The sequence below is a fragment of the Pseudoalteromonas distincta genome (assembly GCF_005877035.1).
In the GTDB taxonomy this organism is placed as follows: Bacteria; Pseudomonadota; Gammaproteobacteria; order Enterobacterales; family Alteromonadaceae; genus Pseudoalteromonas; species Pseudoalteromonas distincta.
Window position 1 is genome coordinate 2,228,536 of sequence record NZ_CP040558.1, and the last position, 15,661, is coordinate 2,244,196.

The following is a 15,661-nucleotide window of genomic DNA, read 5'->3' on the forward strand; positions in this document are numbered from 1 at the left end:
TGTTGGTCGCGCTAAATAGTATAGTCGTCGCCCCGCCTCTTTAGTTCACTAATAACCAGTTCAACCATTTGTTGCTTTATTGCCGCTTGCTCTGATTTTAACTCCCCGAGTTGCAGCTCTAACATATCTATTTGTTCTTGCTGTTGTGTGTTTTTATATTTTTTTGCACCTAGGTGCTCTGCATCTAAAGTTAAACTCGCATCACTTTTATTCAACTCACTTGCAGAAGTGTTTATAGTTAAACTACGTTGTACGGGGCTTTGTTTAAGTTTGTTAATTTGTTCTTGCAGCGCAATAACTCGCCCAGTGAAGTGCTTGTATACTTTTTCTAGGTTTTTATATTGATTGCCAAACGTAGCGTTATCTTCACTATACTCTTCGGCTTTGGTATCTAAAAACTTTGATAACGCATATTTTGGCTCTTCCTCATTCTCTTCCTCGCTCTTTTCTTCACTCGCTTTTTCAACAGTTAGTTTATCTGATTGCGCTAAAGGATGAGTATTTGAGCTGTGTACTTGGTATGGAATGGAAGCCGCTAAAATCTTCATTATTTTATCCCTAAAATAGCTTTGTAACTATTATGGGTATCGACCTCGTATTAAAATCCTTGAGTAAATTTTATTGTTAGCTAAAAGCAAAAAACCCCACTTTAGTAAAGTAGGGCTTATACCAATTTATTAAACTAACTCGTTGCTTACTTAGTGCTTTGGTTGTCTTGTGAGAGCGCAATAAGAGCAAGGGCTGCATTTAGACGAGTATTTAAATTATTATAAATAGTCATTCCAAACACACCGATAATACAAACTATTAAACCCATTTGTAGGTTAACGCTCATCTCCAGTAAAAAAACAGCTGCAACTAGTAAGCATAGCGCTAATGCATAAATAATAGATTGAAAGGTAAAGTTAATATCACCTTTGGCTATTTTAAGTAATTCATCTTTATTCATAATTTACTTCCTTGTTATTTAATCACTAAGACTCAATTGCCAGTAACTCTACTTCAAAAATAAGTACTGAGGCAGGAGGAATACTTCCTACACGTTTTTCGCCGTATGCTAATTGGTGCGGTACATAAAAGGTGTATTTATCGCCTGGGCTCATTAGTTGTAAGCCCTCAGTCCAGCCTTTAATCACTTGGTGCAAGCCAAAGCTAATCGGTGTTTTACGCTCTACTGAGCTGTCAAACACCGTGCCGTCGATTAGTGTGCCGTGGTAATGCACGTTAACCATACTTGTTGGGCTTGGTGTGTTTTCACTCTCACCTTTGTGTACTACTTTGTACTGCAAGCCAGAAGCTGTTTCTACTACACCTTCTACTTTTGCGTTAGCGGCTAAGTAATCTGCCCCTATTTGTGCATTTATGCCTGCTTGTTGTTTTGCTTTTTTACTATTTTGAAATATTAAAAAACAAAAAATGGCGATAACCACCGCCAAAATTATATTGATCATTATTAACCTTTTTCGTTATCTAGTTCTTCGTCTTTTTCGTCATCGTTATCGCCATTTACTATGTCGGCAATTTCTTTAAGGCGAGCAAGCGCAATTCCGTTTACTGAGTTTTCTGGATACTGGTCATCAATAATATCGCCAGCTTCTATATCCATTAACAGGTTAAGCGCTTGGTCTACGGTTTCAACTGCGTAAATATTAAATTTACCCGCTTCAACCGCATTAAGTATTTCGTCATCAAGCACTAAGTTAACTTGGTTTGATTTAGGAATGATAACGCCTTGCGAGCCTGTTAAGCCACGCATTTTACACAGTTTGAAAAAGCCTTCTATTTTTTCGTTTACGCCACCAATAGCCTGTACATCACCATGTTGGTTAATAGAGCCTGTCAGTGCAATTGATTGGCTAATAGGTAGGCTTGTAATAGACGAAATAAGCGCACACAACTCTGCCAAAGATGCACTATCGCCATCTATATAACCGTAGCTTTGCTCAATAGCGATATTAGCGCTAAGCGTTAAGCTAAAGTGCTGTGCGTATTTATTACCTAAATAACCGGTAAGTAGCATTACCCCTTTTGAGTGAATTGCTTTACCAAGCTCGGCCTCACGTTCAACATCTATTACGCCATCGGCGCCAGCATAAACTGTTGCCGTAATACGCGCTGGGGTACCAAAAGAGGTATCGCCAATGTGTAATACGGTTAAGCCATTTACTTTACCAATGGCTTGGCCGTCGGTTGCAATAAGTGTATGACCTTCTTTTATATCGCTTAGCATGTTTTCACTAATTTGGCCGGTACGGTATTGCTTACCTTCAATGGCTTCATCAATATGATGCGCATCTATAACAGTTAATTTATCCTGTTTTGCGTAGTAACTTGCCTCTGCAACTAATTCAAGTACATCAGCAAAACGCGCAGAAAGCTTATTGTGATGCTCTGCTTGGCGGTAGCTAAACTTAAGTAAACGCACCATAGCAGCTTGCGTGGTAGTGCACTTTAATGTTTGCTCGCAGTACTCGGTAACTTTAGTTATAAATTGGTACTGTAATTTATCGCTACTTGGTAAGTAGTAATCAAAGTCAGCTAATACTCTAAATAACTCTGCAAACTCTTCATCGTATTCACCTATGGTGTAATACAGTTCGCGCGAGCCTAATAAAATAATTTTCACGTCAAGCGGTATAAGCTGCGGGCGAAGTGTAAAACTACTGCCTACTGAGCTATCTTGATACGGTAAGTCGTTTTTAATTTGATGCGTTTTAAGCGAAAGTTTTAAACCATCCCACACTTGAGGGTTAGCCATTACCTTTTCAGCATCCATAATTAAATAACCGCCATTAGCACGGTGCAATGCGCCCGGCTGAATAGAGCGATAACTGGTAATTAAAGACCCTTGCGATGTGGAATACTCAATTTTACCAAATATATTACCAAATGTTGGATTGGGCTCGTACACCACGGGTGCTGCATCGTCTTCTTTAAACTCAACTAAAATATTAGGTGCAAAAAAGTCGGTAAGCATGCCTTTACGATCAAAGTCTTCTTTGCTTTCTTCGCTTTCGTCTTCGTCATCGAGCCATTCAAGTACCGCGTCTATAATTTCAACGCGTATATCTTTTAAATAACGCAGTACACCAATATGAGTTGCATATTTATGTTCTAAGTCTTTTAAAAGCGGTTTTGTGGCCTGCTCTGCAGTCGACTTTTTAAGATTACGCTGTTTTTCTTTTGATTCGCGCTTCCAGCGTGGCAGCTCAATTAACGCTTCTATTAATGCATCTTCTAGCTTTTCAATTTTTTCAAAAAACTCTTCGCGTAACGTTTCTTCAAGTTCGCCAAATTCGCCATCGCTTAATTGTTTACCATCTACAAGCGGTGCAAACCCAACTGAATTTTTTTCTTCGACTAATGCAACACTTTGCTCAAATGCCGCAATTTCTACTGCGGTAATAGCACTGTCGTAGGCATCGTTAAATTCACGATCGATTGATTTTTTTTTGCGTTGGTATCCTGGGTTATCAAATGCAGCAGGAAATGTGTCGAGTACTTCATCTAAAAATGAATCTATGTCGTCACTAAGTTGCTTGCTTTGCCCTGCATGCATAAACAATGCGATAGGCTCTCTGTGATCATCGTAATTATTTACGTATAACCATTCGTTTGGTGTTGGGCGGTCTTTTGCATGTTGCTTAAGTTTATCTTTAACAAGCGTAAAGCGCCCATGGGCAGCCTCGCCCATTACATAAACGTTATAACCCGGCAGTTCCATCCCTAAAGAGAAATCTAAGGCACTTTGGGCGCGTTGTTGGCCTATAAATGTTAGTTGCTCGGGGTATGGATTGCTCATACACGTATGTACGTGATTAGTAGAAATACTCGGTGCGAGCTTTGAAACAGATAGTGGCAGCAATTTTTTCGTCATTCTAACTTCTTTTTTTACCAACATATTCGCTGGCCTTTGGGCGTATTAAGTGGCCCGCAGCCACTTAATACTTATATTTAAGGGTGCAGCGCCTTACGACTAAAATAGATTCCATCACATTCAATACACGGTGTAATTTGTGTCGCGTGATAAACATCGTAACTATGGGTGCAATTCTTACATACTAATGTGCCCATGGCTATCCATTCGCCTGCGTGATACACACCATTGTGCTTAAAATCTTGACTAAGAGATTGCCACTCAAGCTGAGTTTTATCTTCTATGTGCGAAAGCTCAAACCATAATGATTCTTTAAGCTCTTGCCATGCAAGCGAATTATAGTGCGATTCGTTTTCTTGGACATGTTCTATATCGCGCTGTAAATAACTTTTATATAAAGCGTATCTTTCTTGCCCTAAATCTTTAAGTGCCTGCTCAGATTCAACAAATCGAGTAACTGCGTCTTTTACTTCATGATCTTTTACATCTTTTAGCCATTTGGTTAAATCGCCAAGCCATGCTTTATAATCTGCCATTTTTTACTCCTTCAAAATTGCTGTTAAATCACCCTATAACTTAGATAAGTATAGGTTAACCTGAACTGAAGGTTAGAATTTATCAAAACCGCGTTTTTGACGCTGTGAATAGCACTTTATTTGGGGTATCCTAATGGCAATTTTTTATTAGTTTGCAAGAAGTCTGGAACCATAGATGCAAGAGCAATATAACCCGCAAGATATAGAGTCAAAAGTACAAAGCTACTGGGAAGAAAACCAGGTATTTAAAGTCACTGAAGATGAGAGCAAAGAAAAGTATTATTGCCTTTCTATGTTTCCTTATCCGAGTGGTCGACTGCATATGGGTCATGTACGTAACTACACCATTGGTGATGTTGTTTCTCGTTTCCAGCGCCTGCAAGGCAAAAACGTAATGCAACCTATGGGTTGGGATGCGTTTGGTTTACCTGCAGAAAACGCTGCTATTAAAAACAAAACAGCACCTGCTAAGTGGACATACGAAAATATTGATTACATGCGTACACAGCTTAAGCAATTAGGTTTTGGTTATGACTGGGATCGCGAAATTGCGACATGTCATCCAGAATACTACAAGTGGGAGCAGTGGTTTTTCACTAAGCTTTACGAAAAAGGCTTAGTGTATAAAAAAATGTCGACGGTTAACTGGGATCCAGTGGATCAAACAGTATTAGCTAACGAGCAAGTTATTGACGGTCGCGGTTGGCGTTCAGGCGCTGTGGTTGAGCAAAAAGAAATTCCACAGTGGTTTATTAAAATTACCGACTACGCACAAGAACTACTTGACGATTTAGACAAGTTGGAAGATTGGCCAGAGCAAGTTAAAACAATGCAGCGTAACTGGATTGGCCGCTCTGAAGGGTGTGATATTGAATTTAAACGCACCGATAACGACGAAACTTTTAGCGTATACACAACTCGTCCAGACACCTTTATGGGTGTTACGTATGTTGCTGTTGCTGGTGGTCACCCTATTGCACAAGAAGCCGCTAAAAATAGCGATGCTGTTGCAATGTTTGTTGAAGAATGCAAAAACACCAAAATTGCCGAAGCAGACATGGCAACAATGGAGAAAAAAGGCATAGCAACAGGCTTTTACGCAACTCACCCATTAACGGGCGAGCAAGTACCAATTTGGGTCGCTAACTTTGTATTAATGCATTACGGCTCAGGCGCTGTTATGGCGGTACCTGCACACGACCAACGCGATTTTGAATTTGCAACGGCTTACGGCCTAGATATTAAACAAGTAATTGCACCGGTTGAAGGCTCAGATCTTGAAGTAAACCTTGAGCAAGAAGCATTTACCGACAAAGGTGTACTTGTAAATTCAGGTGAATTTGACGGTCTTGATTTTGACGCTGCGTTTAAAGCTATTGCCGACAAGCTTGAAGCACTCGGTGTTGGGGAGCGTAAAGTAAACTTCCGTCTACGTGACTGGGGTGTGAGCCGTCAGCGTTATTGGGGTTCTCCAATCCCAATGCTTAGCGACGAAGAAGGCAAAGAACTTGCAGCAACAGAAGATATGCTACCAGTTCGCTTACCAGAAGATGTGGTAATGAACGGTGTAACGTCACCTCTTAAAGCAGACCCAGAATGGGCTAAAACAACAGTAAATGGCGCACCTGCGTTTCACGAAACTGATACGTTTGACACCTTTATGGAATCATCTTGGTACTACGCACGCTACTGTAGCCCACGCTACGACGAAGGCATGCTAGATCCAGCGGCTGCTAACTATTGGTTACCAGTAAACCAATACATTGGTGGTATTGAGCACGCTATTTTACACTTATTGTACTCGCGATTTTTCCATAAATTATTACGTGACTTTGGTTTAGTAAATTCAGACGAGCCGTTCGACCGCTTACTTTGTCAAGGTATGGTGCTTGCTGAAACATTTTATCGTAAAGATGAAAAAGGCGGCGATGTATGGATTTCGCCAAGCGATGTAAATACCGAAACCGACGACAAAGGCCGCGTAACTAAAGCATGGCATAAAGAAGACGGTGAGCCAGTATTCTCATCAGGCATGAGTAAAATGTCGAAGTCTAAAAACAACGGTATAGACCCACAACAAGTAATTGCCCAATACGGTGCAGATACAGTGCGTTTATTTATGATGTTTACAGCACCACCAGAGCAAACGCTTGAATGGTCAGACTCAGGTGTTGAAGGCGCACATCGCTTCTTAAAACGTGTATGGAAATACGCAGTAGATGTTAAAACAGTAGGTTACCAAGCACTTGATAAATCAGCGCTCACTAACCCGCAAAAAGTACTACGTCGTGACTTACACAAAGCAATTGCTAAAGTGACTGATGATGTTGAACGTCGTCAAACCTTTAACACCGCTATTGCAGCCATTATGGAGCTTTCTAATAAGTTATTAAAAGCACCACTGAGCGACAAACAAGATGTAGCGATTGCTAACGAAGCACTTGAAGCATTAGTTATTATGCTTGCACCTATTACTCCGCATTTATCACATGAGCTTTGGAAAGAGCTTGGTAAAGAAGGCGAAATTTTAGATGCGCAGTGGCCAAAAGTTGATGAGTCGGCACTTGTTGAAGATGAAAAACTAATCATCGTTCAAGTAAACGGCAAGCTTCGCGCTAAGTTAACGGTTGCAGCTGATGCCACTCAAGAGCAAGTAGAAGCCCTTGCGTTTGCAGAATCTAACGTAACTAAATTTACGGATGGCGCAACTATTCGTAAAATCATTTACGTACCAGGTAAACTACTTAACGTGGTAGCTAACTAATATGGCTGCATTTAACGCCATTAAAAATGGACTAGCCTTAGTGCTAGTCTGTTTTTTGTTATCAAGCTGTGGCTTTCATTTAAAAAAAGCCTCTAGCTTGCCTGATAACTTAAAACAGCTAACACTTGTAGGCGATGATGAAAAATCGACTTTATTTACTGAGCTTAAAAAAGAGCTTAAAGCGAGTAACGTAGAGCTTGTATCGTCAGCTAAAGATAAAGCCCAATTGTATTTACGCAAAGAAAGTATTGAACGCCAAACACTTTCGCTGTTTCAAAATGGTCAGGTTGCTGAATACGAACTTGCTTATGGCGTGTCGTATGTAGTTAAACTCCCTGGTGAAAAAGCGATAGAAAAACGTTTTGAGCTTTACCGTAATTACCAAGACGATCCGGATCATGCATTAGCAAAAGCAAAAGAGCTTGAGCTACTCATTAGCGAGATTCGTGAGCAAGCCAGTCGTCGTATTGTTAGAGAGCTGTCGCAACTATAATGCGCTGCTACGCTAATCAACTACCGAATGAATTAAATAAAGGGCTAAAGCCCTTTTATTTAGTATTTGGTGAAGAGCCTTTTCAAGAAGCGCAATGCGTACAACAAATTCGCGACTGTGCTAAGCAACAAGGTTTTGATGAAGTAATTAAATTTACTTTAATGCAAGGATTCGATTGGCAAGAAATCATAGCCCAGTATCAGAGCATGTCGCTGTTTAGCGCCCGCACTATTATTGAGCTTGATTTAAACCAACAAAAGCCAGGCGTTATTGGCAGCAATACCTTTAAAAAAGTAGTTGAGCTGGTTAATCCCGATACTATTTTAATTGTTAAAGGCGCTAAAGCCAGTCAAGAAGTACAACGCGGTGCATGGTTTAAAGCCCTTGATAAACTAGGCGTGTTCGTACCTTGCTACCCACTTACGGGCTCTCATGTAAAACGATGGCTTGATGAGCAATGCCAACGTTTATCACTTAATATGCAAAGCGACGCCAAAGTCAGCTTAATAAATGCCACTGAAGGCAACTTATTAGCCTGTTTTCAGGAGCTTGAAAAGCTCTCGCTACTACACGGCAATGCATTAATTACTCAGCAACTAGTTATGCAAGGGCTGTTAAATCAAGCCAAGTTTGATATTTTTGATTTAAGCGATGCACTATTAAATGGCCACGCTAAACAAGCTATAAAAGTACTAAACAAACTTGCCAGCGATAACACCGAAGTGGTGAGTATTTTGTGGGCTATAACCAAAGAGCTTAATACACTTATAAGTGTGCAACTTGGTTTATTAAATGGCGAACCCATAGCAAATTTATTTAAACAAAAAGCAATTTGGAAAAACCAACAAGGTCCAGTTCAAAACGCAATTAACCGTTTAAATATGCACACACTAGAACAAATAAACAGTGATGTTGCGTTGTTTGATGCGAGTTACAAGCAAGGTAATTTAATTGCACCTTACCAAGCGCTTGCTCATATTTGTATTAAATTTTGCCAGCCGCTCAACATTCCTATGCCGTGCCACGCGGTTAATTAATAAATAACTAATGGGTGTTAAATGATCGCAATTTTTGGTGGCACTTTCGACCCCGTCCATTTAGGCCATCTAAATATGGCGCAGCAATGCGTTAATGCGTTTAAATTAGATACGCTTTATTTTATGCCCTGTGCACTCCCTGCACATAAAGCAGCGCCGGGAATTAGTACCCAGCACCGTATTAATATGCTCAACGCAGCCATTGCACCTTATCCTCATTTTGAACTCGATTTAAGAGAACTTAACCGAGCTGGTCCATCGTATTCGCTACTTAGTTTGCAAGAACTTCGTAAAGAGCACCCCACTACACCTATTTTATTTTTAATTGGTATGGACTCGTTTAACAATCTCGATAAGTGGTTTGAGTGGAAGGCAATAACGCAGCTTTGCCATATTGTGGTGTACCAGCGCCCTGCTCAACATTGCACTGTAAAAGGTGAGCTCAAAAGCTATATGCAACACGCAAATGCTGGCGAAGTAGCGGCACTTAAACACTCACTTGCAGGTAAACTTTATTTTTTACCGGGTGAAATGCTCGATGCGGCCTCAAGTACAATTCGCAAGCAGCTAAAAAAAAGTAATAAAAAGAATGAACTATTGCCCGACGCAGTGAGTCATTACATAGAAGTGCATCAGCTCTATCAAATTGATGCTTAAAAACTCCTAGCGTGTTAAAATGCGCGCCATTAAATTTTTAAATTGAGACAAAACCTTGGATTCAAAACAACTACTCGCCTTTGCTATGGACAAAATTGACGATATGAAAGCGCGTGACATCGTTCATATTGACGTAACTGAAACATCAGATATTACAGATTACATGGTAATTTGTTCTGGTACTTCTAAACGCCACGTACAGTCAATTGCCGATCACTTAGCAAAAGAAGCGCGTCATGCAGATTCAGAGCCACTAGGTTATGAAGGTGAAGGCGACGGCGAATGGGCACTGGTTGATTTAGGTGATGTGGTTGTACACGTGATGCAAAACGAAGCACGTAGCTATTACGATCTAGAAAAACTGTGGGGCTAAACGCTCACTCATTTTAGACAATGCTTGGAAGTAATACGTGAAAATACAAATGATTGCTGTTGGTACTAAAATGCCAGCATGGGTAGAAACGGGATTTGCAGAATATCAGCGCCGTTTCCCTAAAGATATGGCGCTAGAGTTAATCGAAATTCCAGCCGGTAAACGTGGTAAAAATGCAGATATAAAGCGTATTTTACACATTGAAGGTGAAAAAACATTAGCGGCTATTCCAAAAGGCAATCGTATTGTAACGTTAGAGGTAACAGGGAAAGCACTGGATACTCACCAACTTGCTAAAAATATGGAAAAATGGCAACTCGATGGCCGCGATGTAAGTTTACTTATTGGTGGACCTGAAGGACTTGCTCCAGAGTGTATTGCAGCGTCTGAGCAAAAATGGTCGTTATCTAATTTAACATTGCCGCATCCTTTGGTGCGTATAATTGTTGCAGAGAGCCTTTACCGAGGCTGGAGCTTAAATAACAACCATCCTTATCATCGCGAGTAACCTCTTGCCATGCTAAAACATAGACCCACTATTCGTGACCACTCCGCAGAAGCAAACTTATTTGCTAGGCGAGCATTCGTGGGTTTTGTTTTTGTATTAGGATTAGTCGCAGTATTGCTTTCTAATCTTTATACTATTCAGGTCGAAGATCACCAAGACTACCAAACCCGCTCCAACGATAACCGCATTAAAGTTATTCCTATTGCCCCCAACCGTGGTTTAATTTACGACCGTAACGGTGTGCTACTTGCTGAAAACAAACCTGTTTACAACCTTGAGGTCATCCCCGAAGAGGTAGATGACCTTGACGAATCGCTTGATCAAATAAGTAAAATAATTGCGATTACAGAGCAAGACAAACAAGACTTTTTAAAAGATATAAAACACACCCGTCGTTTTAAATCACAAGTATTAAAAGCTCGCTTAGACGAAACAGAAGTGGCGAAATTTTCGGTTAATCAACATAAATTCCCTGGTTTTAGCATTGAGGCACGCCTTGCACGCTACTACCCATTTGGCGACACACTAACGCATGCGCTCGGTTACGTTGCCAAGCTTAATAGAAAAGAGCTAAACCAATTAGAACAAGAAGACCGTGCAACCAATTACCGCGCCACACATGATATTGGCAAACTCGGCATAGAAAAATATTACGAAGAAACACTGCACGGTAAAGTAGGCTCACAACGGGTAGAAGTTAATAACCGTGGCCGTGTAATACGCACCCTGAGCATGACCCAACCGCAACCTGGTAGCGACCTAGTACTTACTTTAGACGTGGGCTTGCAACAAATAGCACAACACGCGCTAAAAGATATGCGTGGCGCTGTTGTAGTTATGGACGCCAAAGATGGCGGCGTGCTGGCACTTTATTCAAACCCAAGTTACGATCCAAACTTATTTGTACACGGCATTAGCAGCAAAAATTATAAAGCGCTGCTTAACCAAGACCGACCATTAATAAACCGTACTACGCAAGGTCGTTATGCGCCGGCCTCTACTGTAAAGCCTTTAATGGCAGTATTAGCGCTCGAAGAAAATATAGTAAATGAGTCAACATCAATGTGGGATCCAGGCTTTTTTGAAATACGAAACGTAGAGCATAAATGGCGTGACTGGAAACGTTGGGGCCATGGTCATGTAGATGTATACAAAGCCATTGAAGAGTCGTGTGATACCTATTTTTACGATGCGGCTTATCGATTAGGCATTACTAAAATAAGCGATTTTATGGCCCGTTTTGGCTACGGTGATTTGTCAGGTATTGATATTCACGAAGAAACTACTGCTATTCTACCTTCAAAAGAATGGAAAGAAGGACGCTTTAAAGAGTCTTGGTGGCCTGGTGACACAATTTCTGTAGGCATTGGCCAAGGTTACTGGACTGCCACACCAATTCAAATTGCAAATGCAACTAACATATTAGTTAATCGTGGTATTAATCATCCCCCTCATTTGGTGCAAGTGATAAAAAAAGATAACGATATAACGCAAATTAACAACGAAGAAAAACCCCCTGTTATTTTAAAAGATCCGCGTCATTGGCAAGTATCGTTAGATGCAATGCATAATACAGTACAAAAAATATCAGGCACAGCCCACAAAGCATTTAAAGGGACTAACTACGACTCGGCTGGTAAAACCGGTACCGCGCAAGTAGTTAGTATTGCCCAAGGTGAGCGTTACGATGCAGAATCTCTTAAAGAACGCCAACGCGATAATACAATTTATGTAGGCTTTGCACCTTATAGCGATCCTAAAATTGTGGTTTCTGTTGTGTTAGAAAACAACCACGGCGGCATTCAAATAGCTCGCCAACTTATGGATTACTACTTTGCAGCCAATCCTGTTAATCTTGCAAGGAACGAGACACCATGACCGCTTTGCACGATAAACGCTCTATTTGGATGCGTATGCACCTAGACCTACCGCTGCTTATTGCACTACTTATAATGATGGCTGGCAGCATAATGGTTGTTTACAGCGCAAGCGGGCAAGAGTCTTCTATGATGATTAGGCACATGACCCGCATGGGCGGTGCGATTGTTGCTATGATTGTTTTAGCCCAGTTTTCGCCTGCCACGTTAAAGCGGTTAGTGATCCCACTTTATTGTGTTGGGTTATTAATGCTAGTCGGTGTACTTTTATTTGGAGTAAGCTCAAAAGGCGCGCAGCGTTGGCTCAATTTAGGGGTGACACGGTTTCAACCTGCAGAATTAATGAAGTTGGCAGTCCCGATGATGGTCGCTTGGTATATAGGTAGAAATCACTTACCACCTCGCCCGCTACATTTAATTATTGGTTTTATGATTGTAATGCTCCCTACATTATTAATTAAAGAACAACCCGATTTAGGTACCGCTATACTTATTGCAAGCTCAGGTATATTTGTATTATTTTTGTCTGGGTTGAGTTGGCGTTTAATAGGGTTTTTAAGCTCGATTGTAGCGCTTGCTGCATGGCCATTTTGGCACTACGGTATGCACGATTATCAAAAACAACGTGTACTCACCTTTTTAGATCCTGAGAGCGATCCGCTTGGTTCGGGTTATCATATTATTCAATCGAAAATTGCTATTGGATCAGGCGGCATAGAAGGTAAAGGCTGGTTGCTTGGTACACAATCGCAATTAGAGTTTTTGCCAGAGCGCCACACCGACTTTATATTTTCGGTTTTAAGCGAAGAATTTGGCTTATTCGGCGTATGTGTTTTACTTAGCCTGTACTTATTTATTATTGGTCGTGGTTTATACATTGCTGTTAATGCACAAGATGCATTTGGTAAATTGCTCGCAGGCGCACTCACCCTCACCTTTTTTGTATATGTATTCGTAAACATAGGCATGGTATCGGGTTTATTACCTGTTGTAGGCGTACCTTTACCACTGATTAGTTATGGTGGTACATCGATGGTGACGTTAATGGCAGGATTTGGCATTATTATGTCAATCGCGACAGATAAAAGGATGCTTTTAAAATAATGCGACACACAAATCAGCTTATATTTACCACGTTATTAATTTTGCTTTTAAGTGCTTGTAGTAGTGGGCCAAGTAGCCGTTATAGTATGCGTCATGATGCAGCGCCATTAAGAGCCCCAACGACACTTGAGATGCAAGACGCTATAGTTACCGAAACCACTAAAAGTGCTAGCGCTAGCCGCCCATACACAGTGCTTGGTAAAAGCTATTCGCCCATGCTTGATGAGACGGGTTATAGTGAGGAAGGCATTGCCTCTTGGTATGGTCGTAAATTTCATGGTTATCACACCTCAAATGGTGAAACGTATGATATGTTTGCCATGACCGCAGCGCATAAAACGCTGCCACTACCTAGCTTTGTTAAAGTAACCAATACAGCAAATGGTAAATCGGTAATCGTACGCGTGAACGACCGTGGCCCATTTCATGACGATAGAATAATTGATCTTTCGTACGCAGCCGCTTATAAGCTTGGCTACTATACCCATGGTACAGCAAAGGTTAAGCTAGAGGCCGTTACGCTTGCGGGCGCAACTGCGCGTCAAACCTATATTCAGGTAGCTGCAGGTAGTACACTTGCTAATATTGAAGCACTTGCCAGCACATTGCGAGAGCAATACAAATTACCAACAAATATTGTGCAAAAAGACGATATTTACAGACTGCATTTAGGGCCAATAAAAGATACCCCTCATGCAAACGAAGTATTAAAAAAATTAAAAGAAAATCAATTTCAAAACGCGTTCTTGCTTTACACTCAGTAAGGCCTTTAGAATGGCGTAACGCGAATCTTTAACTTTAACCATTAATGAGTATGATGAAATCTATTAAACATAAAATCCTCAAAGGTGTATGCGGCCTAGTTTGTACAGCCGCCGTATTCTCAGCCAGCGCCCAAATTATTCCGGCACCACCTCAAGTTAATGCGAAAGGTTATTTTTTAGTCGACTTTACAACAGGTAAAGTTATTGCTGAAGGTGAAGCCGATACACAGCTTGCACCTGCAAGTTTAACTAAAATGATGACCAGTTATGTAATTGGTACTGAAATTAAAGCAGGTAATATTGCCACTACCGATATGGTAACGGTAAGCGAAAAAGCATGGGCTAAAAACTTTCCAGAATCTTCAAAGATGTTTATTGAAGTAGGTAAACAAATTAGTGTTGATGAGCTTAACCACGGTATTATTATTCAATCAGGTAATGATGCATGTGTAGCAATGGCTGAGCATATTGCTGGAAGCGAAAGCGCATTTGCTGATTTAATGAATGCCCATGCTGCTAAATTAGGTATGAGCAACAGTCACTTTATCAACAGCCACGGCCTTGATACTGACGAGCACTTCACAACTCCACGCGATATGGCGACACTTGGTGCTGCTCTTATTCGTGATGTGCCAGATGAATATGCACTTTATAAGCAAAAGTCATTTACTTATAACGGCATTAAGCAATATAACCGTAACTCATTATTATGGGATGAAAGCTTAGATGTTGACGGCATTAAAACAGGGCATACATCAGAAGCTGGTTACAGCCTAGTTACCTCAGCAACTAAAAACGATATGCGTTTAATTGCTGTTGTTATGGGTACCTCAAGCGAACGAGCTCGTAAAGTAGAAAGTAAAAAGCTACTTAACTATGGTTTTCGTTTTTATGAAACAATTACTCCGTACAAAGCAGGCGATAGCTTTGCAGAACAACGTATTTGGATGGGTAACAAAGAGAACGTATCTTTAGGTATTTTAGAAGATACACCAATTACTATCCCACGTGGTCAGCATAAAAACCTTAAAGCTAACTTTGAGCTAGATAATACGCTTGAAGCACCACTTGCTAAAGGTACTAAAGTAGGTACGTTATTCTTACAACTAGAGGGCGAAGATATTGCTCAATACCCACTAGTTACACTTGAAGAAGTGGAAGAAGGCAGCTTCTTTAGCAAAATTTATGATTACTTACGCTTACAGATCATGCAGTAATTTATATCTCCCCTATTAACTAGGTAACTAATTTAAACGTCTCCACTGTGAGGCGTTTTTTTTTGCTTGAAAAATGTTAGAATGCGCCCCATATAAGCAAGACTGCTAATTGCCTATCTGTATTAAGCTTCAAGCTTGCATAGAGTCCACACTTTTGTATGAGGAGTCACCGTCGTGGTTCAACCTGTTAAAGATACTAAATTTGATGAGTACCTAGAGTACCCTTGCCCATTTACATTCAGAATAATGGGTTTAGCTAACGTAAACTTAACTGATCAAATTTTAGCTAAGTTACAACCAATAGCACCTGGCGATTACGCCCCTAAAGTAAAACCAAGCAGCAAAGGTAATTACGAGTCAGTAAGCCTTGTAGCAACAGTTACTAGTGGCAATCACATTGAAGAAATTTACAACGTGATCAGCAATATTGATGACGTACGCCACATGCTTTAAT

Annotated in this window: 16 protein-coding genes; 11 read left to right on the top strand and 5 right to left on the bottom strand. The window is 40.7% G+C overall.

The features are described from left to right. Positions 1 to 11 precede the first annotated feature (11 nt). From FFU37_RS09915 to FFU37_RS09935, 5 genes are all read right to left on the bottom strand, one after another. Positions 12 to 548, bottom strand: coding sequence for a hypothetical protein (locus FFU37_RS09915; RefSeq protein ID WP_138489394.1), 537 nt, complete (start codon positions 546 to 548; stop codon positions 12 to 14). A 146-nt stretch (positions 549 to 694) separates the two neighbouring features. Next, entirely contained in the window at positions 695 to 949 is a 255-nt protein-coding gene (locus tag FFU37_RS09920) for a hypothetical protein (RefSeq protein ID WP_002958531.1), read from the bottom strand. 25 nt (positions 950 to 974) lie between these two features. Next, positions 975 to 1,451, bottom strand: a complete 477-nt coding sequence (bamJ, locus tag FFU37_RS09925) for a BamJ family beta-barrel-assembly machinery protein (protein WP_138489395.1) — start codon at positions 1,449 to 1,451, stop codon at positions 975 to 977. 2 nt (positions 1,452 to 1,453) lie between these two features. Then, complete coding sequence (locus tag FFU37_RS09930; protein WP_239022699.1) at positions 1,454 to 3,877, bottom strand: Lon protease family protein; 2,424 nt, start codon at positions 3,875 to 3,877, stop codon at positions 1,454 to 1,456. Positions 3,878 to 3,954: 77 nt separating this feature from the next. Further along, entirely contained in the window at positions 3,955 to 4,413 is a 459-nt protein-coding gene (locus tag FFU37_RS09935) for a zinc ribbon-containing protein (protein WP_002958528.1), read from the bottom strand. 175 nt (positions 4,414 to 4,588) lie between these two features. Here FFU37_RS09935 and leuS point away from each other — a divergent pair, with 175 nt between their 5' ends. The 11 genes from leuS to ybeD all read left to right on the top strand — a co-directional run bounded on the left by leuS (position 4,589) and on the right by ybeD (position 15,660). Further along, positions 4,589 to 7,177, top strand: a complete 2,589-nt coding sequence (gene leuS, locus FFU37_RS09940; RefSeq protein ID WP_138489397.1) for a leucine--tRNA ligase — start codon at positions 4,589 to 4,591, stop codon at positions 7,175 to 7,177. 1 nt (position 7,178) lies between these two features. Further along, complete coding sequence (locus tag FFU37_RS09945) at positions 7,179 to 7,670, top strand: LPS-assembly lipoprotein LptE (RefSeq protein ID WP_024594704.1); 492 nt, start codon at positions 7,179 to 7,181, stop codon at positions 7,668 to 7,670. Next, positions 7,670 to 8,707, top strand: a complete 1,038-nt coding sequence (gene holA, locus FFU37_RS09950) for a DNA polymerase III subunit delta (RefSeq protein WP_138489398.1) — start codon at positions 7,670 to 7,672, stop codon at positions 8,705 to 8,707. The genes FFU37_RS09945 and holA overlap by 1 nt, the downstream gene beginning before the upstream one ends. 21 nt (positions 8,708 to 8,728) lie before the next feature. After that, the gene (gene nadD / locus FFU37_RS09955) at positions 8,729 to 9,364 is read left to right on the top strand and encodes a nicotinate-nucleotide adenylyltransferase (protein WP_138489399.1); all 636 of its coding nucleotides are present in this window, start codon (positions 8,729 to 8,731) and stop codon (positions 9,362 to 9,364) included. Between the two features lie 55 nt (positions 9,365 to 9,419). Then, positions 9,420 to 9,737 (top strand): ribosome silencing factor, encoded by a 318-nt coding sequence (rsfS, locus tag FFU37_RS09960; protein WP_002958523.1) that lies wholly within the window; start codon positions 9,420 to 9,422, stop codon positions 9,735 to 9,737. Between the two features lie 37 nt (positions 9,738 to 9,774). Continuing rightward, positions 9,775 to 10,245: a 23S rRNA (pseudouridine(1915)-N(3))-methyltransferase RlmH gene (gene rlmH / locus FFU37_RS09965; RefSeq protein WP_002958522.1), complete on the top strand. Its 471-nt coding sequence runs from the start codon at positions 9,775 to 9,777 to the stop codon at positions 10,243 to 10,245. A gap of 9 nt (positions 10,246 to 10,254) precedes the next feature. Then, complete coding sequence (gene mrdA / locus FFU37_RS09970) at positions 10,255 to 12,123, top strand: penicillin-binding protein 2 (RefSeq protein ID WP_138489400.1); 1,869 nt, start codon at positions 10,255 to 10,257, stop codon at positions 12,121 to 12,123. Then, positions 12,120 to 13,226, top strand: coding sequence for a rod shape-determining protein RodA (rodA, locus tag FFU37_RS09975; protein ID WP_002958520.1), 1,107 nt, complete (start codon positions 12,120 to 12,122; stop codon positions 13,224 to 13,226). The genes mrdA and rodA overlap by 4 nt, the downstream gene beginning before the upstream one ends. Next, positions 13,226 to 13,990, top strand: a complete 765-nt coding sequence (locus FFU37_RS09980) for a septal ring lytic transglycosylase RlpA family protein (protein WP_039489313.1) — start codon at positions 13,226 to 13,228, stop codon at positions 13,988 to 13,990. The genes rodA and FFU37_RS09980 overlap by 1 nt, the downstream gene beginning before the upstream one ends. A gap of 53 nt (positions 13,991 to 14,043) precedes the next feature. Continuing rightward, on the top strand, positions 14,044 to 15,207 hold the full coding sequence (locus tag FFU37_RS09985; protein WP_002958518.1) for a serine hydrolase: 1,164 nt from the start codon (positions 14,044 to 14,046) through the stop codon (positions 15,205 to 15,207). A gap of 174 nt (positions 15,208 to 15,381) precedes the next feature. Beyond that, a complete protein-coding gene (gene ybeD / locus FFU37_RS09990; protein ID WP_138489401.1) occupies positions 15,382 to 15,660 on the top strand; it encodes a DUF493 family protein YbeD in 279 nt (92 codons plus the stop codon). Position 15,661 lies beyond the last annotated feature (1 nt).

Coding starts and splice junctions, on each gene's coding strand:
- mrdA (WP_138489400.1), top strand. CDS start 10,255: ATGCTAAAACATAGACCCACTATTCGTGACCACTCCGCAGAAGCAAAC.
- FFU37_RS09920 (WP_002958531.1), bottom strand. CDS start 949: ATGAATAAAGATGAATTACTTAAAATAGCCAAAGGTGATATTAACTTT.
- rodA (WP_002958520.1), top strand. CDS start 12,120: ATGACCGCTTTGCACGATAAACGCTCTATTTGGATGCGTATGCACCTA.
- nadD (WP_138489399.1), top strand. CDS start 8,729: ATGATCGCAATTTTTGGTGGCACTTTCGACCCCGTCCATTTAGGCCAT.
- holA (WP_138489398.1), top strand. CDS start 7,670: ATGCGCTGCTACGCTAATCAACTACCGAATGAATTAAATAAAGGGCTA.
- leuS (WP_138489397.1), top strand. CDS start 4,589: ATGCAAGAGCAATATAACCCGCAAGATATAGAGTCAAAAGTACAAAGC.
- FFU37_RS09915 (WP_138489394.1), bottom strand. CDS start 548: ATGAAGATTTTAGCGGCTTCCATTCCATACCAAGTACACAGCTCAAAT.
- FFU37_RS09930 (WP_239022699.1), bottom strand. CDS start 3,877: ATGACGAAAAAATTGCTGCCACTATCTGTTTCAAAGCTCGCACCGAGT.
- FFU37_RS09945 (WP_024594704.1), top strand. CDS start 7,179: ATGGCTGCATTTAACGCCATTAAAAATGGACTAGCCTTAGTGCTAGTC.
- FFU37_RS09980 (WP_039489313.1), top strand. CDS start 13,226: ATGCGACACACAAATCAGCTTATATTTACCACGTTATTAATTTTGCTT.
- bamJ (WP_138489395.1), bottom strand. CDS start 1,451: ATGATCAATATAATTTTGGCGGTGGTTATCGCCATTTTTTGTTTTTTA.
- FFU37_RS09935 (WP_002958528.1), bottom strand. CDS start 4,413: ATGGCAGATTATAAAGCATGGCTTGGCGATTTAACCAAATGGCTAAAA.
- FFU37_RS09985 (WP_002958518.1), top strand. CDS start 14,044: ATGAAATCTATTAAACATAAAATCCTCAAAGGTGTATGCGGCCTAGTT.